Below are 22,463 nucleotides of genomic sequence, written 5' to 3'. Positions count from 1 at the left end.
AGGTGTGAGCAAAAAAGAATTTCTTGTTCAACTTTTGGAGAAAGAACTCTTTAAAGATTCAAAGAAGTAAGAAAAAAAACAAAATAAAAGGGCACTTTCCCTGCCAGGAAAGCACCCCATGTAGAACTCGTAAGGACTTCTATTATAACATGGGTTGCCCTCAAAAAACAGGAGGGTCTTATCATGGATCAAAGTGAAAAACTTTTAATGGGCATTGAACATGTTTTGAGTGTGGCATCTGATTTAGTTGATGAAGTTGCTCGACTAAAACGTGTAGAAGAAGAATGCAAAATCCTGAAAGAAAAAGTATTTCTCAATCAATTTACCTTTGCTGAACAACAAGTTTTTGAGCTCGCTTTAGATGGGTATTCTGGAAGGGAAATGCAGTTAATTCTGTCTAAAGAAGAAGCCACAATCAAATCACAAAGACAAACGATTATACGCAAATTAGGTGTATCCTCCATGAAAGAAGCTGTTAAAAAATTTCAACATTTAGATCACGAATCATCAAGAAAACTTCTTCAATCCCAATAAACTGACGTGACCTGCAGAGGGACTTCACATCATCAGAATATACACAATGAGTCACCTGTAAAGGAGACTTTATATCCACACTATATACTCAGAAAGGAACCTTAAGGTGTGCACCTAAGCAACTTTCGTGGTATCACGGTGAAGCTAGGCTCTGCCTAGCCCCACACACCCTGTGGGGGCAAAAACCCCTTATGCTCTTCAAGATGTTTTTTACGTTTTTTATGTTGGTGTAATAAAAACACAGAAAAGGAGAACAAACATGGAGATTAAAGTGAGAAATGTATGTCCGGTTGCTGTGGGTAAAGTAGATCGTTTAGCCAAAGAAAAAGGTCTTTCTCGACAAGCTTTTTTGAAAGAACAAATTGAAACATTATCAATCATGGAAGAAGTAGAAAAGAGAGAACAAGCCATCAATGATTTGTATGATCGAACGATAGATACCATGCAAAGATGCTCAGATGCGATGACAAATATGGATCATACATTCAATAAACTCTTTGGGGAGGATGAAGAATAATGACAGCAAGCAAACACAGAAGAATGATTTCTTTAAGTGAAGAGGCTGATGAATATCTTCATAAACATATGAAAGAAAGAGGCTATCGTTTTCCAGGAGATGCCATTGTAGATATCATTCGAAAATATGAACGATTAAAAAATAATGAACCTGATGAAACATTTTTAGATGCTGCTACAATTGACGCAATAGGTCATGCTTATCTGAAAAGAGCGAGTGGATTTTACCAGTACTTAGACGATGAGTTAAGTGAGATAAAAGAAACGACAAAGAACACACAAATAGACACTCGAGTATTAATGGAACTCGTTAATAATTTATACGACCAATTAAATATTCAAAAGTTTAAGTCCACAGAGTTCGGTGAAACAGAAGCTACCAAGAAGGCCAAAAGAGTTGCGCTACACAAAATTCAAGAAGAAAAAATGCAGTTCAGGGAAAAAAGAAAACGGGAAGCAGCAGAAGAAATGGACCATTTATTTGAAGATTAATCGTAGAGTTTATTGCTGAGACTTTCAATAGTCATTGTGAGCTTCTAAAAACACAAAAATCGGTAAACTATTCAGAAGACATTAAAGAGGCTTATACGAAGCGTATAAGCCTCCTAGAGCTATCTTGAGAAAACAGCTGAATATACGCTTCCCTATCACAAACGATATAGTAAAATTAAATGAACTATATAGTAGCGCATTGCTTTTTACTAACTCCAAGTCGTTTACCCCTCTATTTTTAAATCTCAACACAAGAGTTTAACTTAGGACCAACTTATAACTTCTATATAATCTTCCATACTAGCTTTAAGGCTAAAATCATTCCCCTGCCTTCATAGTTAGAAGTTACCTATACCATATTATGAGCATATTGAATAGGGTGATTTTTTCTCACCCTCTTTACAAAAAAGGACTACAAAAAATCACCCTACCCAGAAGAACCATTTGCGATTATCATTGAAAGTGGAAAAACCAATAAATCTTCAAAGTTATTAAAAATGCAGCATTATAACATACTTTTAACTATTTAGGGAGGGGTAAAAAAATACCCCTCCCCAGATTCCACAAATTCAGCTATGATGAAGTCGACTCCTAAAGAAATAACAAACGGATCGTAGCTAAAAATACTTGTTTTGATATATTTTGCTAATTTTTTATTGAATTATGAGACTACTTAACGCTATAATTAGATTAACAAAAACGTGCGGATAGAAAAAAGACTTCAACTGTTTAAGAAGTGCGGACAACACTCTTAAACCGTTCCCCCTAGTTACGGTAGGGAAAACACTTGTCGAAGTCTCTTGTTAATAGAGTTAGTTTCGTATAGAATAAAACTTATGGTTTTATTCTATACGAAATTGACATCTATTTCAAGGGCTTAGTTCATCAAAATCACGGCATTGTTTTCCTTTCTTTAGGGAAACAGTGTCTTTTTTGTGTTCCAAAAAGGAGAAGATGAACAAATGACAAAGATATTGACTTGCTATTTACCCGATGTAAATACCTTCAACGGACGATTCAAATGGTTATGGAAAGAAAAGCCTACCCTTCGTAAAAAGAAAGAGGCGTTTTTAGAAACCCTTCGTACATACTTTAAACAACAGCAAGAAGCCCTACATAAAGTATTCCCTAAAAAACGTATGGAACTGTTAGATTACGTGATTTATAACCTTGTTGCGACAGGCATTCAAGCGATTCACTCCAAAACACTTATGGAAAAGTTTGATGTATCCCAAAGTACCGTTTCTCGCTTTGTGAAATCGTTAAAGGAAACACCGTTTATGATTGTGGCCCGTTATATCAAAGAAGATACGACAGGTGCTCATCCCGATAGCTATGTGTTTATCCTTAAAAGCCATACCAATTTTGATCAAATTTGTGAGGAAATCTTTTTTGCACACGATACAACAGGTATTCAAACGCTTCAACAAGAAGAAATGACAACTCCTGTGACAACTCCTGTGACAAGTCCAGAAAGTGCCGAAAACGTTGATACACCAAGCTTTGAGGACGAAAAAACCTCGTCCCCCTTTATTAACCTTGATTTACCTAAAAAGCATTTAAATAATCATTTAATATCTGCTTCACAGTCATTTGCTTATATCAAAGGTGTGCCTAAGAAAGTAAATAATGTGTATGCAAGTAAATATGGTCATCAACTAAAAGATTTTTATGCGCGTATTCGAAATGCGGCAAAAGCAGTAAAACGAGATACAGAGATTAAGATTGTGAAAGAACAAATACATGAAGTCGCTTATACAGCCATTGTAGGCTTAGATAAATATGTCCATGAGGCGAATCATAAGGGTACTCCCCTATCACTGGACGAAATGTGCCGTCTTGTTTATCAAATTGCTTACAATCAATTTACCAATCTACTAAAAGGAAATACAGAAGCTCAAACATCTGAGTCAAACCTACATACAGAAGCTCAAACAAAAGCATTACCTAAGCCTAAACATATCATCCGTAAGGAAATCGTTCCTGATTGGTTAAAAGCTGAACAGGAGCAAAAAAAGCGTACACAAGATAAAGCTCTTTCTCTAGATGAGCAGCTTGAAAAGATCCAATTAAAGCAAGATCTAGGGCAAAAACTAACACCAGAAGAAGAAACCTTGCTGCAGGAACACAGTTCTACATACAGTTCATTCGAAGTAGCGCAACTGAAGCAGGATCTAGGACAAGTCTTAACACCACAGGAACAAGCGTTATTACAACAACATGCCCAATTACAGGACATCGTTTCGTAAACAAACAGTGAAGAAATCCCTTGGAAGCTAATGTTTAATAAGAGTATTGTTATTTAGAACATACTTCTAAGTAATCAATGTATAAATCTATGTAGGAGGAGATCACGATGCCACATAAAATGACAATAACAGGATCTGCGACAGGACCATTACGAGAATACGATCGCTACGTTGCCTTTGATATGCGTGAAAAAGGTTCACCTGCTGCTCCTAAAGGACTCAAGAAGAGTACGTTTATTTCGTATACCGTGTTTGTTGCGAAGAAAGCCTTTAATAAAACCGGACTAACAAAAAAGAGTATTATGCATGAAAAGATCTTAGTTCAAGGGGAACCAACGTTAGATATTCCCATTGACGAGTGCCCTGGGGAAATTGGTATCATCTGCTTCCAGATTACCGTTCTCCCGAATAAAAACGATAAAGAAGCCAATGAGTCAAATGATAAAAAAGAAGTGAAACAAGAGGCTTCTAAGGCGCAGCAAGAGGTTGCAGCTACTAAGCAGGAAGAAAAACAAGAGCCTGTAGCAAAAGAAGCAAAAACGGTACAGCCAGAAGTGAACGAAACACCTGTTCAAGAGAAAAAGGCTGCACAACCAAAGAAGCAGCAACCTATTCAGCCAAAAGGGACAAAGGATGTCGTGAGCTTTGAGGACATTATCGTTCCTGAAGCCTTCTTAAAGACACGTCCCAACCCTGTGAAAACAGAAGAAGTCATTGAATTTGTGAAACGTACAGGACACCTTGACAAGCCGTTAACGATTGAGAAAGGATCGAAGGTTTTAAAGGATGGCTATCGTCGTTATATTGTGGCCAAAATAGTTAAAATGAATAAAGTTCCAGTAGTCTATGAATCTAAAGAATAAAGCTTTTTAATCTAATTATCGCTTGTTATTTCTAATAGACAGCAAACAACTATAAAGTGTCCCCCTTTCATAGTTGTTTGCTGTCTATTTATCTTGAAAGCCATTTTCTACATATAGCTCATCTACTGTATGATTTCACCTTCAGTTGTTGATGATATTATTATAAGTCATTAAATTTAAAAGAACGCTTTAACTTTCCTTTTAGCTCAGCTAAATTTAATCATTTTATTTTTGATACATCATTAGTTGAATAATACTATTTTAGACCTATTATTTCATTTATGTGTCCAGACAACCGGATTTTAGTTAAACTTGAGGTTAACTAAAGAGAAAATTCATGTTTCTGAATAAAAAATAACTTTCTTTTTTTAGTTAAAATACAAATTTAGTTGAACCCAAGGTAAACTAAAACGATAATTAAATCAATAATAAGTTGTTTCCGTTTCATTTTAATCAATAATAATAGTCATTGATTAAAAGATAAAACGATAATTTTATTCAGGGATTAGTTATTATATTATTATTGTTTTAAGATTTACATAGGAGAAATTAGCAGTTAATATAGAATCAATAATGAGACAAGAATAATGTTATTAGAATCTACGTTAATCATCCCATGGTACGTTTCACTTCGAAATCAAATGCATGATTCTTGTATTATATTAATTATTAACTGACATATGGAGGTGTAGTTATGTCTGAAAAATTGTACTTACCAAAAGAAGTAGTAAATATACTGGGTATCTCTGGAGATTTGCTTCGTAAATGGTGCGAAGAATTCAATATTATTACAGAGTGGACAGGCACTGATTATGGAAAAGGTCATAGAAGGTTTACAAAAGAGAACCTAGAGACACTTAACAGTATAAAGAAGAAAATTCAGGAGCAAGGTTGGTCCTGGGATCAAGTGAAACAATGGCGTAATGGCGAAGAAATGACTATTAATGACCACGAAGAACGATCTATTTTAGAAAAGAAGATAGATCACCTAGTTGAAGGCCAGAAACAACAAATAGAATTTAACAGGATTCTTTCAGAAAAATTGGAGCTTCTAACAAAAGAACTTATTTCTACTCAAAAAGAGTTAGCTAATGCAAATAAAGAAATTGCAGCAACAAAGCAGCAAATGATTGAAGTGAAAACAGAAAATAAAGACTTAGAAGCATACATAGAAAACAGCCTAAAAAGACGCGATAAAGTTCTTCTTGAAAGCATTAGAAAAACTCAAGAAACGCTAAAAGATAATTCAGCTGAACAAGATTCAAATCAGAGCAAACAGAATCTTGAAGAACTAATAAATACTAATCTAAAAGAGTTATTAAAACAAAGAGATGAAGACCTTTTAAATGCATTTACTCATACTCAAAAAGAGTTGATTAAAGAACAAAATCAAAAGAAGACATTATGGCAAAAGCTATTCTCAAACTAGGAAAATCATTCCTGGTTTTTTATTTTGTCAACTAATAGATAATAGAAAAACAATAATATCTTTATTTAATTATTTATCAATTTCATAAAAATATCTAAATCGGAATTTACTTATGATTGCTTTAATTATCATTTAAGGATTATTTTCATGATTAACTGAATTTTATTGCTTAATTATAATGAATATGTTGAAGAATTGTTGAAAATTTCATCGTATAAAAACCAATAATTTAAAAGATAATTTATTTATTTTACAAATATACCTCTAAAATGTTTTAAATTTAATAAAACCGGAAATGAATCATTATTGTTTTATTTACGAGTTTATAGATTGACAATTCCCTAAATAAAACACGAATTAAAAAATAGATTTTATATAACAAAAGATTTAATCCTCTAAAAATAAAATTCTAACATTTATCAATACCACAATTAGCTCATCTAGTATCGTGACAACTTTGTTATATCTAAATTACTGACGCAAATCCAGTAGATATTACACTTTAAAATTAAGATAACACTAGTTAATAATTTATTAGATTAATCTCTTTAAATAGTTTATGTTTATATGGCTAAATGCATCGCTAAAGAAGAAAAAACCATCACGATGAGGGAAAAGGGTAATTATTTAATCTATGACGTTATTAAATAGCTAAACATGCTAATATCCCCTCAATTGGAAATACCGATTACTATAGTAACCATAGCATTACACGTATAATATCTCGTCCTCTTATGAATTGAAGGTTTTCACGTATATACCTAGAATAGTTCTCTTGATAAGAGGAGGTGATCATATGTTGAGAGTTATAACCGCAGAGGCAGCATATACCACCGAAGAATTAGCCGATATACTTGGTTTGCCCATATCAACTATACGAAAATACAACTTCCATTTTGCCAAAATTGGTGTGCAATTTACTAAAAAACAAGGTAGATTAGCATTAGCTTATACAAATGACGACGTTACCATCTTTCATGAACTAAAAAGAATTTATGCTCATCCCGAAATGACCTTAGAAAAAGCCGTTATAACCGTTGCAAAAAAATTTAACCTATTACAAATACCGGCCACTCCACCTAACATTTCAACTGAAAAGCAAACTCTTAGCCTAGAACCACGTGAGATGCAAATGACAGAGATACAAAGCTATATCGATACAAAATTTGAGGAACGCGAACGTCAATTAATCTCAATGGCTCGTGAAATCCGAGCGTTAAAAAAAGCACAACAACAAAAGAGGAGTTTTTATAAGTGGTTAAAAACCTTTTTTGAAAAATAATTTGCTAGAATAGTGGTGGTATCTCGTTATCTAATATTCACGCCAAAAACCTTTTCTTAGAGAGAAAAGGTTTTTGGCGTGAATTCAAATTTCAAAGAATATTGATAACAAAGACCGCCCAATATGTATCAGTGTATAAGGCGGTCTTAACTGTATTCATGCTATATGATTATGACCAAAATATCGACATTATTCCAACTCTGCATAAGCAATATTTATATACTGTTTATTTTATAGTTTATTATATGTTGTAAATTAAGATTTTTGCCTGTTTTTTTATACAAAAATGTATAGTTTTTTTAGAATGCGTCCATCCTTTATAAAAAGGAGTGTGTTAGTATGCCTAAAATCACTAAAAAAAGTAAGTTAGGAAAATACCTAATGGGCAAGGGCTATACTCAAACCAAATTAGTTAAAGCAACTAATTTAAATAGACATACAGTTAGTAAAATTTATAATGACTCAGATTATATTCCATCTGGCTCAACCATAAAAAAAGTAATGAATATCTTAAAAAAACTTGACTCGAAGGCGAAAGTAGAGGACTTTTTTAACTTATAAGCCCTATCATAGGTAAATAGGGCTTATTTATTGCATTAAGGATAAAAAACTTTATAAAAGTTTACTAGCAATCTATATACAGAAGAAAATGAGCATACTACTCCAAATTTTGATAAAAACGGTAGATCGGAAATCCCATGATTTCTTCTTTTTCCTCACCAGGAAGAGTAGCAAATATTCTCTTCGCTTTTGTCTTATTTTTCAACAAAACCTCACATGCAAAACATATTGTTTGCTCGTTATTCATTTCTGCTCTTACTTGTATGTTATAAAGATCATTTTGTTCATCTTCTGATAATTTATGGCCTTGCTTGAGTTTAATAAGATAAACATTAACTTTTGCAATTTCATCTTTTGGATACTTAGCTAAGTATCGTTGATTTAGATCAAGAGCAAGCTCTAAATAATTTCCATCGAGGGTTTTATCATAAAAGTCTATATACTCTAAAGAACTAGTAATTGTTAAGTCAGCTTGTATATCATGATGTTCATCGGCAAAAGATAATTTTACTATGTCAAAATCAAAGTTTGTATCTTTCACCATTTCTTCAATTTTTCGAGAAGCGAAAATGCTTACTTTTTGGTCATAATTTTCCCGATTATCAGATAACATAACAGGTTCAACAGTATCCTGCCCGTGATTACTAGCTACATCTGTTATAGACGAATATCTACCCGTTATTTTTAACGCTTCTTCACTATAAAGGTTAAGGAAACATCCATCTGCATATACTAATGCTAGTTTCACATATTTGGAAAGTTCAATATTGATTATCTCCGTTTTTTCTAGTTTTTCTTGATGAATATTTAGTAAGCTATATTGTTTATTTTTAAAGATATTGATTATAGCATTGAATAGGGAAGGGAAATCTTCCTTATCATCAAATATATAATTTTCACTTATTCCAATTTGAGTACAAATATCTATCAGTTCTTTGTAGGATTCAATCTCTTCCTCAATTTGTTGGAGATGTCCCTTTAAATTTAATGTCCCACCAGATAACTGTAGAGATTGAAAAGGAAACTTATTGCGCTGTATGTAATAGTTTATTAATCGTAAACATTTCATATAGGAACTAAGGCTTTTTACTCTTTCTAGATGGAATAGACCAGATTTCTTTCTCCTGTCAAAATCCAACGTTAAAGTATCTTCTATAACGACCTTGAATCCCTTCTCTGTTTCAATGATTTGGTAAGTAACAAGGGTGGATTCATTGTTCATATAAACGACTTCGTTTTTTCCAATTTTCAACTCATCTATTTTAACTTCCTCCACTGGTAACTTAATACCGTCGTCTGGGATACCATATATGTGAATTATCCCTTCATATAAATTAAAAACTTTCTTTTGCATGTTAACAAAATCTACTTTGTAAGGCGTAGATTCTTTGTTTTCAGATGTTTCAGTAGAGCCTGTTTGCTGTTTGTCTACCTCTTCTATAAATGTGTAACGTAAAGGATCTAAATCCCAATTTTTCATTTTTTTAAAATCAAAGGAAATAGATTTCTTTTCACTTGAACTAAGATGAGATAAGAATGATCTAACTTTTAGTGGGGCTAATATTCGATAATACGCTAGCTGTTCAACAGTTGTTGTATCAGTTTCTAGATCTTTTACTGCAACCTTTTTTTGGGTTTTTGTTGTAACCATTCAATTCTCTCCTTCTTCATGATAAACATTTAAGTCGTTAAAAACTCATCGAATCCTAGTATAGCTGCAACGAAAAAGCATTCGTTAGATAAATTAAATCCAACGAGTGTATTTCTCAGCTATTTCTTAGTCAATGAAATGGGTTTACTATCAAACAAAAAAATCCTGTTATATACAAGATTCTTGATCAAACATTATTATAAACAATCCAAGTCCAAACAAAATAAAATGAAAAAGGGCACTTTCCCGGCTAGGAAAGCACCCCCATGTCAAAACTTAGTACGTAACGGACTTTTATTATAACATAGGTTGCCCTCAAAAAGTAGAATGGCCTTATTATGGATAAAAGCGAAAAACTATTGAGAAACTATTAATGGGTATTAAAAATATCTTGAGTGTAGCGTCTGATTTAATTGGTGGGCTAAAGAGTGCAGAAAAAGAATGTAAAACCCTGGAATAGAAAGTATTTATGAATCAAATAACTCAAGCAGAACAAGAAGTCTTTGCTCTTGATGGTCATTCTATTTCAGCAACACAAGACATTTTCCATAAAGAAGAGTGCACGATTAAGAATCAAAAAAGAAGTATCTTAAAGAAGTGGAATACATCATGTATGACAGAAGCTGTTCAACAGTTTCTGAATTTGTATCAAGAATCCTCACAAGAACTAATACGTACTTCTTAACTATAAAATAGCCTCTAAGGCTACAAAAGCAGGCTTAAGCCTGCTTTTTCTTATACAGAGAAAAGAGCATTCCTCTCAAATGAGAAATGCTCTTTCCTATAAGCATGATTTGGGTTATCAAACGTGAACCCACCGTTAGGCTGACCACTTATATCTTACTATCTATGATGATCAATGTCATCACTTAATATTTTGAAAATATAAATATTTGTGTAATTTTCGAACCAATAAAAAAAGGACTACCTTATCCCCAAAGGTAATCCTTTCTTTTTTATGTAGATTCTACACAACTTCATTTTACATAATTAGAATAAAAAAACCATCATTCTGTTATATTTCCTGACTTAAATTATCAAATGTTATTTTTACCTTTTTCATGAAAATAAAAAAGGACATTTCTTTTATGCCCTGTTCTCTCGTATCAGCCCCGCCTACGCTAAATACTATGACAGCCACTCATGCCATCCAACCTACCCTTATTATAAATGAAAGCGGTTACAAAGTAAACTCATTAATTAAAATATTCTGTCTATTTTTTGTTGTGTCTAGTAGATTGAATAATTTCACATGTTATGAACAAACTACTCAAGAAGCTGTAAAGTTTCCATCCTTTAATCAAATAAATGTAGCAGAAAAAACAACTGAACGGACCCAGTTGTTTTTTCTGCTTTCAGGCTGTATATGATATACGGAGCTCCTTCTATAATTTGAGTAATATCAATGGGACTTTTTTATTTCAAGACACCAAGTAGCTAGTTTACATATATGCAGCTTTTTATACATCCCTGATATGACTGCGTTTACTCGATACCCAAGTGGGAGGAGGATGTATAAAAAGTGCACGTTATATATATGTCTTCAAGATCATCTTATATTGATTTATTTATAAAATTATTGTAAAATTATTCAGACTTTTTATAAATTAGTTTATGAATTCCCTCAAAAGCTACCTGTCCTGCAACGATGGGGTAGCTTTCTTTTTTATCAAAAGACATATTTTCTTAGTATCCTATGTTAAGTTAATTTTAATTCCACCCGAAGAAACCGATGGTTTTGGTCTTCCATCTCTTTGCTGTTTAGCTGAACCTTTGTATTTCTCCATCAATTCATGAATACTTGCTACCTGTATAATGCGGATGTGGTCGGAATTAACAGCATAACGAACAGGTGTAATTAAGATGACGGAGGGGAATATAGCTGCTCGATCTTCAGGCTGCCACTGCAACGTTTTCCACTCATCTGAAAAGAAAAACTCCTCGTATAGATTGATCTTCGCTTGCATTTTCTGTTCTGAGTACTGATTCCGTTGAATTTCAAACCAAAACGGAGAGCCTTTAAAAATACAAAAGAGGTCGGGTTCAATGCCTCCCTTTCGTCCAGTGGGCTTATCTTCAATAATAACCTGTTTAGGCATACCATACGTACACATTTGTTTATAGATTTCCAAGATAGAAAGGAAATGTAGTATTTTTTGAGAGTTCTTTTTAATCTTCGCGTCTACGGGCAAGTAAACCGTGGGAGAATACTGCTGTGTGCGTTCAATGAGTCCTAATCGATACAAACGCACCATGACACTATTACACGCATTTACAGGCGATTTCAGCTGTTTAAAGAAGAGTTCTACTAATGAGTCGCGATCCACAGCCCGAAACCGATCGATAAACCCAATGATGTCTTTATCACGCTGAGATAGTCGAAAACTCATCGCTGTTCCTCCTTCTCTAATAATCCAAAGATAGACTGTGACACAACCTCTAGTTGCGGTTCAGGATCTTTCACACGTGTTTTATAAGGGGAAAGCATTTCCTTACAAGCTTCTTCATCTAAAAAATAGGCTTGAAACTCTTTCACGTCATCAATCTTAATTTTCATACGACCCCTGGCAGCTGCATCAATTTCTTCTGCTCCGAGTACTCCAGCTACTTTCGCATTCGTCGCATCGGCTTGCCTTCCAGAAATCCGCACCCTTAAATTGGCTTTTAACGCAGAGTTTAATAAATCAGCATCCGGACGCTGCATGGCAATAATCGTGTGGACACCTAGTGCACGACCTTGGCTGGCAAACTGTTGAATCATCTCTACAAGATCCGTTTCTCTCTTCACGATGGACATTTCATCAATTACCACAACGATACGAGGGAGCTTAAAAGGAAGCCTGCTGATATGTGTGACGCCATGCTCTAAAAGTAAATCACCTCGTCGATACATTTCAGCTCGTAACAAGGCAAAAGGTTTTCGCATGTCTTTTGCTTCGAAACAAAGCGCATCCACATGCTCAATTCCGTGAAATAACCCTAAATCGGCTCGTTTGAGATCAACTAAGACTAAGCGTAAATAAGCAGGTGAGGTATACTTCACCCATGTTGTGAGGATAACCCGCATGAGGCTGCTCTTTCCAGCTCCAATTTCGCCAGATATTAATAAGGTTTCTAAGTCGGCAAAATCCCATGAAACGGGGTTTCCATAGATATCTTGGCCAATGCATACCGGAAGCTCCATTTTCTCAATATGAGGATGAATGACTTCATACTTATAATTGAGCATCTTAGGTAGGCTTTTGTGATGAACGGTAATACTAAAGTTCTTTAAGCTGCCATTCACTTCAATATTGCTGCCTAATACTTGTCGTAATGCCCATCTTTTTTTATTTAAAAGTTCAGGATCAATCCCATTTAGTAAGGAAAAAGTGTACCGAGTGTACGTATGATGGTTATCGATTTGATGAATTTTTGGAAACAGATAAGAGGTGCGGTCCCCTCGCTTCACCATCCGGTAAATCTCTGCCGTACGAAACGCTTTTATCAATTGGCCACGCAGTTTGAGTTTTTCAAACATGAACATTCCTCCTCAAAACATAAAGCTCGCAAAAAAGTAAATCAAGGCGCTATAGAAAGTGACAGGCAAGATAAAGCGCATTACTTTTGAGAACTGATCAACGAGATCAATGACACCCCATCGCTCTAATATTCGTTCGATGATAGCAACCCCTAAGACAATGCCTCCTATGGTCAAAATAGTGGAATCAAGCATGGCTAGTGGACTAAAAGGAACAAAGGAATAAGCCCTGAAGGGACGAGGTCTCGTAAGAGGTGCTTTGTGAGATGGGAGAAAGGTTTTTGGAAAGGTAAATCCTTTTGTTTTTCTCATGTTGATACCTTCTTTCACTCTTTTTATTTTTTTGCTTTTTACGTACCTGTTTTTTCAGCTCGACGCATTCGGTCGCCCCCTTCGCCTCTTCGGCTCAGCTCCCTTACAGGTTCCACAAATGGCTTCAACAGGGTTATAAAGCTTGTATTAACGGGGTATCGATACTGAACTAGCTACTGATTAGATAACGGAGTTACAATACTTTAGATACTATGTAGCTACTGCGGTAAGCTTGCCTGTCCAATCGAAAAATAACAAAGAACCCTTACTGCAGTAGGTAATGAGGAAGTAATGAGGTAAGAGGTGTATTATTTCTGATTTTTCGAATTTTTGTTGACAATCTAAGAAAACAAGTGTAACCTTTGTTCTAGTTGAATAAATTGAATATTCTTATCTCGAGAGGTGGAGGGACTGGCCCTAGGAAGCCTCGGCAACAGACTGTTAAAGTACTGTGCCAATTCCAGTAGCAATTTGCTTGAAGATAAGAAGAGAATCCATAACGATTATTAACCTCTTCTTATTTGTAAGAAGAGGTTTTTTATTTTGAAAAGAAAGAAGGAAACAAAACCATGACGAAGACATTAGTGAAGGCTCCATTTAAAGCTGATCACGTAGGCAGCTTTTTACGAACGACTCCCCTTAAAGAAGCAAGAGAAGCGTATGCGAATGGGAAAATTAATAAGGCCGATTTAAAATCGGTAGAGGACAAAGAAATTGAAAAACTTGTCCAGAAACAAATTGAGGTAGGGCTTAAATCCATCACTGATGGTGAATTTAGACGCTCATGGTGGCATTTGGACTTCTTATCAGGCTTAGAAGGCGTAGAGGAGTTTGAAACAGAATATATCAGCCAATTCAAAGGTGCAAAAACAAAAAATAAGGCGATTAGGGTAGTAGGTAAAGTAGACTTCAATCATCATTATATGCTGGAACACTTTACGTTCTTAAAAGAAGCTGTCGAACAGTATGGTGATGGAAGCCAAGTTGCTAAATTCTCTATTCCAAGCCCCAACATGTTATTTACTCGAATTCAAGAAGATACATATTACAAGGGAAGCAGAGATCAATTTTATCATGATACTGTGGCTGCTTATCAAAAAGCTATTCAGGCCTTTTACGACGCAGGCTGCCGTTATCTGCAATTAGATGATACTTCCTGGATTGATTTCGTTTCTGAAGAACGCATCAATGCGGTTGTTGAGAAGCTTGGTATGGATGTAAAAGACATTATCGATACTCGAGTAAGTTGCTTAAATGATGCTATTTCTAAAAAGCCTGAAGATATGCTCATTACGATGCATATTTGTCGTGGAAACTTTAGATCTACGTATATCACAAGTGGTGGCTACGATACTATATCTGATGCTATCTTTGCTAACTTACATGTAGATGGACTTTTCCTTGAATATGATGATAACCGTTCAGGAGATTTTGAACCATTAAAAAGTTTTACACGTAACAATCAAACCGTTGTATTAGGATTGGTAACATCTAAATTCCCTACATTAGAAGATGCTAAGGTCATTAAGCGAAGAATCCAAGAAGCAAGTGAATATATTCCTCTAGAAAACTTGTCATTGAGTCCTCAATGTGGCTTTGCGAGTACAGAAGAAGGAAACGAATTAACAGAAGAAGAGCAATGGAATAAAATTAATCACGTAATTCAAATTGCTCAAGATGTCTGGACAAATAACTAAAGAATGATTTAAAAGATATCTCTCCTGTCAATTAGGAGAGGTATCTTTTAAATCATGAGGTTTTAGGCAAGGTATTCCCTTAAGATTATACTATACCCATACGTCGGTTCCCTATTTTTAAAATGGAGCAATTCACTTAATAAGGATCGACTTCGTGACTTTTCTTTACAGCATCTTCTGTTGCTTCATTTGCAGCTAATGTACCTTGTCCATACTTTGATTTACCTATTTCACGACCAGGTACCTCACTTGTATTTTTCATATCCTGCATTTCGTGTAGTTTCTTTTCAATACCTTCCTTCACACGTCGGCCATATTCTTCATCAGCTTGTGTAAAATGAGAAATCATCGTTTCTTGGATCCGTTTATCACAAATAGCAAGTGCATCCGATAGATTTTTAATCAATTCATCGCGCTCCCAATCTTCAAAACTACGGTATGTGTGACCTGCCTGCCCATAATCGTTAGGACGGTCAATTGGTGCACTCATTGCGGCTGCATTATACGTTGGTTGATGTGGAACACGGTCTTTCTTATTTTCTTCCTGAAAGCCACCAAGCATTGAAGGCTCATAATTAATATGTGGATTATCCCCAGATTCCTTTGGGTCACGAATATCCATTTGACCGCGCTGCTGATTCGTATGAATAGGCACTTTCGGTGCATTCACAGGTAATTTTAGATAGTTGGCACCTACACGGTAGCGCTGTGTATCTGAATAAGAAAAGGTACGTCCTTGTAGCATTTTATCGTCTGAGAAGTCCATTCCATCCACAAGAACTCCTGTACCGAAGGCGGCTTGCTCGATTTCTGCATGGAAATCCTTTGGATTACGATCTAGCACCATACGGCCCACTGCCAACCATGGAAACTTATCTTCCGGCCAAAGTTTCGTATCATCTAAGGGATCAAAATCAAGCTCTGGATGATAACCATCCTCCATAATTTGTACGAAGAGCTCCCATTCTGGATAATCTCCACCCTCAATTGCTTCGTATAAATCCTGCGTTGCATGTCCCACGTTTTTGGCTTGTATCGTATTTGCCTCTTCTTGTGTTAAGTTCCGAATTCCCTGCTTAGGTTCCCAATGATACTTTACTAGTACAGCCTCTCCCTTATCATTCACCCATTTGTAGGTATTTACACCAGACCCCTGCATGTGACGATACGTCGCTGGAATCCCCCATGGAGAGAATAAAAATGTAATCATGTGGGTAGCCTCAGGTGTACGGGAAACAAAGTCAAACATTCTCTGAGGGTTTGGTACGTTCGAAGCTGGGTCTGCTTTAAACGCATGAATCATATCAGGAAACTTCATTGCATCACGGATAAAGAAAATCTTTAGGTTATTCCCAACTAAATCCCAATTCCCCTCTTCCGTGTACATTTTCACAGCAAATCCGCGTGGATCTCGAGCTGTTTCTGGAGAATCTTTTGCTCCGGCAACTGTGGAGAAACGAACCATCAATGGTGTTTTCTTGCCCGCACCTGAAAATACCTTTGCCCGAGTATATTTCTCTACTGGTTCGTCCCCCACTTTTCCATATGTTTCAAAGTAGCCAAAGGCTCCAGATCCTCGTGCGTGGACGACTCGTTCTGGAACTTCTTCGCGGTCAAAATGAGAAATCTTTTCGATAAAGTGATAATTTTCAAGTGTAGCTGGCCCACGATTACCAATTGTACGAATATTTTGGTTGTCTCTTACAGGATGTCCCTGACGTGTAGTCAGCGTTTCACGTTTTATATCATCCTCGTTTGAAGCATTAACGTCTTTATTTTCTGCCAAAATGAAAACCTCCTTTGAATGATCACTTTAATCTTTTTCCCTGTATTGGAAAATTTATTCAATAATACTTAATTTTTCATGGTTTGTCTCTCATACTATGAATTCAAATCTATAAAAACCGTCATTAGTTTAAATTTAATCTTTTTTCACTCTTTGATTACAAAATAAGGTGACATAAGACTAAATAAGTATTTATTTGTGATTACCCCTTTAAATTTCAAAATAACTTGTGCTTCCTTTCATATCTTGCACCTTTTCGTAAAGACTTTCATACTCTTCTACCAACTGTACAGTTAGATTTACTTTGAAACAAATGACAGCTTGTATAAATAAACTGAAAAATAAAATTTATTGAAACGTTGTTAAGAAAGAAAGAAATAACCCGATAGTAATTTAGTTCAATTTTTATTTGTAAAAAGTAAATTTAAATTCAAAAAGAGAAGGTATCTATATGAGAGAAAAATTTTCATTCAGAAAAAAAGATGATAGAAGGCTATCTATTCGAACCAAATGGATTTTATTTATTTGTACAACCACCTTTGTAGCACTTATAGGAACAGTTATATTTATGCAGATAAGTATAAGTAACGTTTTAAAAAAAGATGATTTGAGTTCGAACAAGGTTACTGCAAAAAGTGCTTCTGAACAAATAAGTTTAAATTTAAAAAGCTATGAAAATTCATTAAAACAGTTATCAGGAGTAGTATCTAACGAAATAAATACCAGAGATTCTGTTACTGGCATCGACAAATTATTACAAACTGTTAAGGAAAATGATTCTACCATTATTTCAACCTACTATATGGATGGAAAGACGGGAAAGCTTCATATTTCCCCTTATGCTGATTTTAAGCAGGATGTACATGAAACTAGAACATACAAAACTTTAACAAAGGCACCTAAAGTAACATGGATGGATGTATACAAAGATAAAATTTCTGGGAAAATTATGACTTCCGTCGTTTCTCCGGTCATCGTAAGTGGAAAAATGGTAGGAGCCTTAGGTTATGACATAGACTTAACTACAATTGGAGTTTCTAGAAGCAAAATAGAAAAATATACTGAAAATAATCTTGTCATCTTAGACTCACAAGGATTTGTGGTTAGTGCTTTTATAAAAAATTCTGACGGGAAAAATATGAACCCTGAAAAAAGTGGTACTGTAGAGGGCGTTAGTGATTTAATATCACACAGAGAAAACTTTAATTCACAATATGATTGGGTATCAAAGATTTATAAGAATGATTCTGTGCATTCTCTTGATGTGGAATTAAATAAGAAGGGTTATACTGGACAAGTGACAACAATACCTCATTTAAATTGGAAAGTGATTTCTTTAACACCCAAAGACATCTTTTCTTCTAAGATGAATGATATTAAACAAACTGGAATTATTTCAATAGTTATCGGTTTAATAATTGGGGCGTTGTGTGCCTATTACCTTTCTGGAATGCTAAAAAGGATTATACTTAATATTCAAGAAGTCTTAAAAAAGACATCAAGTGGAGATCTAACTACTGAACTAAGTATTTCATCAAGAGACGAGTTGGGAGATCTAGCGAAGAGTTATAACGAAATGCTTGCTGGCATGAGACAATTAATTTCTAAAGTGAAGAACAATGTTGTCTCTGTCGAAACTACCACTAATGGCGTTAGCACAATTGCTTCAGAAAATAACGTCGCAATTGCTGAAGTTTCCCAATCCATAGAGGAAATCGCAATGGGAGCATCAGCTCAATCAAATCAAATTGAAAATGGTTTACATACTATTAAAAAGTTAAGTATTGAAATTGATTTATTATTAGAGCAATCTAATACGGTTGAAAAAGAAATGAAAGAGGCTTCCAATCAAGTGCGAGTAGGTGAGGAACAAGTTGAGGGATTAAAAACCTCTTATAAAAAATTAGACTCGAATTTTAAAGATATTACACTAATGGTTTCAAATTTAAATAACAAATCAAAGACTATTGCAAATGTGACTGATCGCATTTCTGAAATAGCCGAACAAACTAATTTATTAGCTTTAAATGCTTCCATAGAAGCTGCCAGAGCAGGTGAGCATGGCAGAGGATTTGCCGTAGTAGCTCAAGAGGTTAGACGTTTAGCTGAAGATTCTAAACAAGCTACTAAAGACATTAACGAAGTTATAAATAGTATACTTAAAGAAAATAGCACACTTGTTAATATGATGACAGAAACAACTCAGACTAACTTTGAACAAAGCCAGGCAGTAAAAACAGTGAGTGAATCTATGACGTTTATTACTGAATCTTTAACTAAGGCAGTAGATTCTATTGTTAGAGAAACTGAATCCATTAACAGTATAAATCAACAAAAAGAAGTCGTTATTCAGATGATTCAAGAAATAAGTGCCGTTTCTCAACAAACTACGGCATCTGCTCAAGAAATAGCATCAATAGCTGAAGAGCAATCTGCATCTTCAAATGAGCTAACACGTCATACGGACCACTTATCTAAATTGATTATTGAGTTAGATACTGCAGTAGAAAATTTTCAAATTGAAATACGCTCTTAAAGTAGAACATAATGAGAAGCAAGACCAGCATGAATAGTTATAAACGAAAAAGAAGTCACCCCTAGGTAACTTCTTTTTTTATTCTAATATGCGTGTGCAATTAATATTAAAAGGAAAAGGAGGGACCAAGCACTCCCTACAACCTTAAATGAGATACGCATAAATTTTTCTGTTGAAACCTTAAATAGTTTTTCAAGGGCAATAAAGAAGATTTCAAGCATCTATATGTAAGGGGGCGAACTAATTTCATTATATGAACGCTTCCCTGCATAAATAAAAAATCCTGCTAAAATCATGCAACAAATAATAACAACTACCATTCAAGTCCTGGATTCTTTTATAGTCTAAATATCGCCTGATACAAATTCTCCATAATCACCTGTGGCAATTCGTATATAGGGTTCTATTGCTTTATCATAGAGACAAAAAAAGTAGCACTTACTAGTTCTTTTCATTTAACCTCCCTTTTAGTTTCTGAATAGCTCTTAATACTTCATTCCTGTTTTTAGCAAGCTTCATCCACTTTGGCAGTCGACTCTCGACACTCAAATAATAGGGATGTGATTCCCTAATTTCAGCTTCTATATAGCTTTCCATATAACCTAAATGTTCTAAGTTTAATGCCCATAAGACGTTTCCACCACATTCAATTTGCAAGTAGAGTGGAAGTTTAAAATACCAGTCACAGGGGTCCCCAGTTAAAATTACTTCATAATTAGCTTTAGGTTCATAGGAGACTCTAGCTTCTCCGTAACCATTTGCTTTTATAACTTTGTCTTTTGTTGCTCCGCAAGCAGTACAAACAAACCTTCTTCTGACGTTAGCAACATAGGGGCTCGGGTCATCTAAAGTTATGACTTTTGCACAAGAGGCACAATGAGGACAAACCACTAAAAATTCATATCCTAGTCCGATAAGTGTGTTATTTTTATTTAAAAATGTTTTTTTCAAGATGTTTTCCCCTTTGAATTTATTAATTCATATTATCGAAGCGATGGGACTACAACGTTGGTTCCAACTTTAATCCTACATCAATCGCCAGCTGCAAATACTAATTTATTTAGCTCCAGTGCCTCTAAGCAAAGACCCTTTAATGATTCAGCAAATGTTCTCGCTTTTAGATCTATCTTCTGTGGTTGTCGACAGGTAGTCTGCAATACTTCACATATCTTTATTAATTGATTTATTTCTTGTACAGAAAACAACTTGTCACCATATTGATCTAATCCTGTTAATAATTCGAATGAATCCCCCAACTTCCTTTCTAACAGGTAACCCTGTATATTTTCCTCGAACTTTACAGTCTTAATAGAAACAGCTGCTTCTTTTTCATTATTGGCAATACAGAAATCAATTCCTATCACTGCTGTCTTCCTTTCCATATATTTTCTATAATTAACTTCTATTCACACTATAATGGTTATTAAAAGGTGTACAGATAGGCATAGCATTAAATATCTGTACTCTTTAAATTATACTCTAGATGATTTTTTATTTTATTGTTCGACTTTTAATATAAACGAGGCGTTTCATTAAGAAGAAAAAATCTATAAGAATTTGTACGATTAACGTTTTAACTTTAAAACATGTGGTACACATACAGTACAACACCAATATTATTATTGATTGTTGTGAAAAGGTAAATACTTAATTTATGAAGGGACTGATTAGTTTTGAAAGAATTAACAGCGACTTCAACAAACGTATTACCTCAAATTGAAAGTAGATATTCGTACCTTACACAAGGCACTTTGGTTATGAACCGATATACGTAACGAAAGGGCCTCACAAGGGCAAATGAACAAATTCCTAAACAGTATGGGAAGAAGCCTGTATCTTTTTAGATACAGGCTTCTTCTTTTTGAGTTTAGTCGGGTAGGCAGGCACTCTCACGAGCGCCCGCCCCCCCTAAGAACCGTACGTGACAGATTTCCCGTCATACGGCTCAAGCCTTCTTTTTATCCAAACAACTTCTTTATTTAATACATGGTACATGTACTAATTTAGTAGCTTTACCTATAGGAGTTTCTAAGTTTCGCACTGTAACTTCTTCGCCATTTTGTAGAGTGTGTTTACATAATGTACAACGATAACCTTGTTTTCTTGCGAGTTTCATTCTGTCTAGCGTATTTTCGCTATCGAAGACCTTACGGTCTCGCTTTTCCCAATACTCTTTTAGGTTCGGATCATCTGGACTGTTCTTATAGGCTACCATCATGTGTCGTTCTATTTTAATCCAGGCCATCTTCAACAATTGAATATTAGTAAGTGGACAGGTGAGAGTCCATTTATCATTTCCACCGTGGTTGGGTTTCTTAAAATAACGCTTAGTAATCCACTTCCACGACTTTTTTGGGTGTAATTGTTTAAGATGTTTGATTAACTTAGAGAAAACATAATGGTCCATATAACTAAACATCTTTTTGGAAACGACATGTTTCCAATACTGTCCGTAACCTCTAATAATAGGATTTAAGACACGTATAATTTCTTTTACTGGTCGTCCTCTCATCCTTGTGAACGTATCTTTTATCTTGTTTTTAGCTTTTTTAATACTATTTTTGCTAGGTTTAATGAATAACTTCTTTCCTTGTCCTGTTTCGTATTGACGCAGCGAGAAGCCAAGAAAATCGAACCCATTATCGATATGTGTAATCCTAGTTTTATCGGCGCTGAGTGTAATTCCTCGTTTTTGTAAATAAGGAATTAGATTTTGATACATACTTTCAGCTTGTTCCTTCGTTTCCGTTACGATGACGAAGTCATCAGCGTAGAGAACACGTCCTACCTTACATTTTGGGTCGATTTTATATCCTCCGTTTGGTTTATAAGTCTTTTTATAGACAATACCAATTTCTTCTTCCATACCGCATAAGGCGATATTAGCTAGGAGGGGAGACACAATCCCGCCTTGAGGGGTTCCTTCTGTTGTCGCACGAAGCATATCCTGCTCTATGTAGCCCATTTTAAGCCATCTTTTGATGAGAGCGTTTCCTGGAAACATAGATGTTCGTTTAATTATCCACTTATGATTA

General features: G+C 34.9%; 19 protein-coding genes and 1 riboswitch. Of the genes, 11 read left to right on the top strand and 8 right to left on the bottom strand.

Annotated elements, in window-relative coordinates; translation table 11 throughout:
• Positions 1–183: 183 nt before the first annotated feature.
• The 8 genes from OK414_RS28680 (at position 184) to OK414_RS28645 (ending at position 7,926) form a co-directional block, all read left to right on the top strand.
• On the top strand, positions 184–534 hold the full coding sequence (locus OK414_RS28680) for a LuxR family transcriptional regulator (RefSeq protein ID WP_263046226.1): 351 nt from the start codon (positions 184–186) through the stop codon (positions 532–534).
• Positions 535–793: 259 nt separating this feature from the next.
• A complete protein-coding gene (locus OK414_RS28675; protein ID WP_263046225.1) occupies positions 794–1,051 on the top strand; it encodes a hypothetical protein in 258 nt (85 codons plus the stop codon).
• Entirely contained in the window at positions 1,051–1,542 is a 492-nt protein-coding gene (locus OK414_RS28670) for a hypothetical protein (protein ID WP_263046224.1), read from the top strand. The genes OK414_RS28675 and OK414_RS28670 overlap by 1 nt, the downstream gene beginning before the upstream one ends.
• 962 nt (positions 1,543–2,504) lie before the next feature.
• The gene (locus tag OK414_RS28665; RefSeq protein WP_263046223.1) at positions 2,505–3,791 is read left to right on the top strand and encodes a replication protein; all 1,287 of its coding nucleotides are present in this window, start codon (positions 2,505–2,507) and stop codon (positions 3,789–3,791) included.
• Positions 3,792–3,898: 107 nt separating this feature from the next.
• Positions 3,899–4,654 (top strand): plasmid stabilization protein, encoded by a 756-nt coding sequence (locus tag OK414_RS28660; RefSeq protein WP_263046222.1) that lies wholly within the window; start codon positions 3,899–3,901, stop codon positions 4,652–4,654.
• 694 nt (positions 4,655–5,348) lie between these two features.
• The gene (locus OK414_RS28655) at positions 5,349–6,083 is read left to right on the top strand and encodes a MerR family transcriptional regulator (RefSeq protein ID WP_088568402.1); all 735 of its coding nucleotides are present in this window, start codon (positions 5,349–5,351) and stop codon (positions 6,081–6,083) included.
• 796 nt (positions 6,084–6,879) lie between these two features.
• Complete coding sequence (locus tag OK414_RS28650) at positions 6,880–7,365, top strand: hypothetical protein (protein WP_263046221.1); 486 nt, start codon at positions 6,880–6,882, stop codon at positions 7,363–7,365.
• A gap of 339 nt (positions 7,366–7,704) precedes the next feature.
• Entirely contained in the window at positions 7,705–7,926 is a 222-nt protein-coding gene (locus tag OK414_RS28645; RefSeq protein ID WP_034656257.1) for a helix-turn-helix domain-containing protein, read from the top strand.
• 97 nt (positions 7,927–8,023) lie between these two features.
• Here OK414_RS28645 and OK414_RS28640 read toward each other — a convergent pair whose 3' ends face one another.
• Complete coding sequence (locus OK414_RS28640) at positions 8,024–9,577, bottom strand: DUF4365 domain-containing protein (RefSeq protein ID WP_095380626.1); 1,554 nt, start codon at positions 9,575–9,577, stop codon at positions 8,024–8,026.
• Positions 9,578–10,046: 469 nt separating this feature from the next.
• Here OK414_RS28640 and OK414_RS28635 point away from each other — a divergent pair, with 469 nt between their 5' ends.
• Positions 10,047–10,262 (top strand): hypothetical protein, encoded by a 216-nt coding sequence (locus OK414_RS28635; protein WP_016766070.1) that lies wholly within the window; start codon positions 10,047–10,049, stop codon positions 10,260–10,262.
• A 1,009-nt stretch (positions 10,263–11,271) separates the two neighbouring features.
• On the opposite strand, the gene OK414_RS28630 is transcribed toward OK414_RS28635, so the two are convergent.
• Genes OK414_RS28630 through OK414_RS28620 form a run of 3 tightly spaced genes read right to left on the bottom strand, consistent with a single transcriptional unit; the run spans position 11,272 to position 13,409 of the window.
• Positions 11,272–11,967 (bottom strand): hypothetical protein, encoded by a 696-nt coding sequence (locus tag OK414_RS28630; RefSeq protein WP_088568187.1) that lies wholly within the window; start codon positions 11,965–11,967, stop codon positions 11,272–11,274.
• Entirely contained in the window at positions 11,964–13,097 is a 1,134-nt protein-coding gene (locus OK414_RS28625) for an FtsK/SpoIIIE domain-containing protein (RefSeq protein ID WP_088568186.1), read from the bottom strand. Before OK414_RS28625 ends, OK414_RS28630 begins: the two co-directional genes overlap by 4 nt.
• Positions 13,098–13,109: 12 nt before the next feature.
• A complete protein-coding gene (locus OK414_RS28620; protein WP_263046220.1) occupies positions 13,110–13,409 on the bottom strand; it encodes a hypothetical protein in 300 nt (99 codons plus the stop codon).
• A 387-nt stretch (positions 13,410–13,796) separates the two neighbouring features.
• Positions 13,797–13,897: riboswitch (SAM riboswitch) on the top strand.
• An 81-nt stretch (positions 13,898–13,978) separates the two neighbouring features.
• Here OK414_RS28620 and OK414_RS28615 point away from each other — a divergent pair.
• A complete protein-coding gene (locus tag OK414_RS28615) occupies positions 13,979–15,106 on the top strand; it encodes a 5-methyltetrahydropteroyltriglutamate--homocysteine S-methyltransferase (protein ID WP_034655799.1) in 1,128 nt (375 codons plus the stop codon).
• Positions 15,107–15,242: 136 nt separating this feature from the next.
• On the opposite strand, the gene OK414_RS28610 is transcribed toward OK414_RS28615, so the two are convergent.
• Positions 15,243–16,892, bottom strand: coding sequence for a catalase (locus OK414_RS28610; RefSeq protein ID WP_263046219.1), 1,650 nt, complete (start codon positions 16,890–16,892; stop codon positions 15,243–15,245).
• Between the two features lie 451 nt (positions 16,893–17,343).
• On the opposite strand from OK414_RS28610, the gene OK414_RS28605 reads away from it, so the two are divergent.
• Positions 17,344–19,428 (top strand): methyl-accepting chemotaxis protein, encoded by a 2,085-nt coding sequence (locus OK414_RS28605; protein WP_263046218.1) that lies wholly within the window; start codon positions 17,344–17,346, stop codon positions 19,426–19,428.
• A 441-nt stretch (positions 19,429–19,869) separates the two neighbouring features.
• Here OK414_RS28605 and OK414_RS28600 read toward each other — a convergent pair whose 3' ends face one another.
• The 3 genes from OK414_RS28600 to OK414_RS28590 all read right to left on the bottom strand — a co-directional run.
• Positions 19,870–20,379, bottom strand: coding sequence for a hypothetical protein (locus OK414_RS28600; RefSeq protein ID WP_016766100.1), 510 nt, complete (start codon positions 20,377–20,379; stop codon positions 19,870–19,872).
• Between the two features lie 80 nt (positions 20,380–20,459).
• A complete protein-coding gene (locus OK414_RS28595) occupies positions 20,460–20,792 on the bottom strand; it encodes a hypothetical protein (RefSeq protein WP_263046217.1) in 333 nt (110 codons plus the stop codon).
• 611 nt (positions 20,793–21,403) lie between these two features.
• Positions 21,404–22,463 (bottom strand): group II intron maturase-specific domain-containing protein (locus OK414_RS28590; protein WP_264363564.1); only part of this gene is annotated, 1,060 nt, incomplete at its 5' end.

This window comes from Priestia sp. JV24, from assembly GCF_025910025.1.
Lineage (GTDB): Bacteria > Bacillota > Bacilli > Bacillales > Bacillaceae_H > Priestia > Priestia megaterium.
This window is presented reverse-complemented; position numbering and strand designations above follow the sequence as displayed.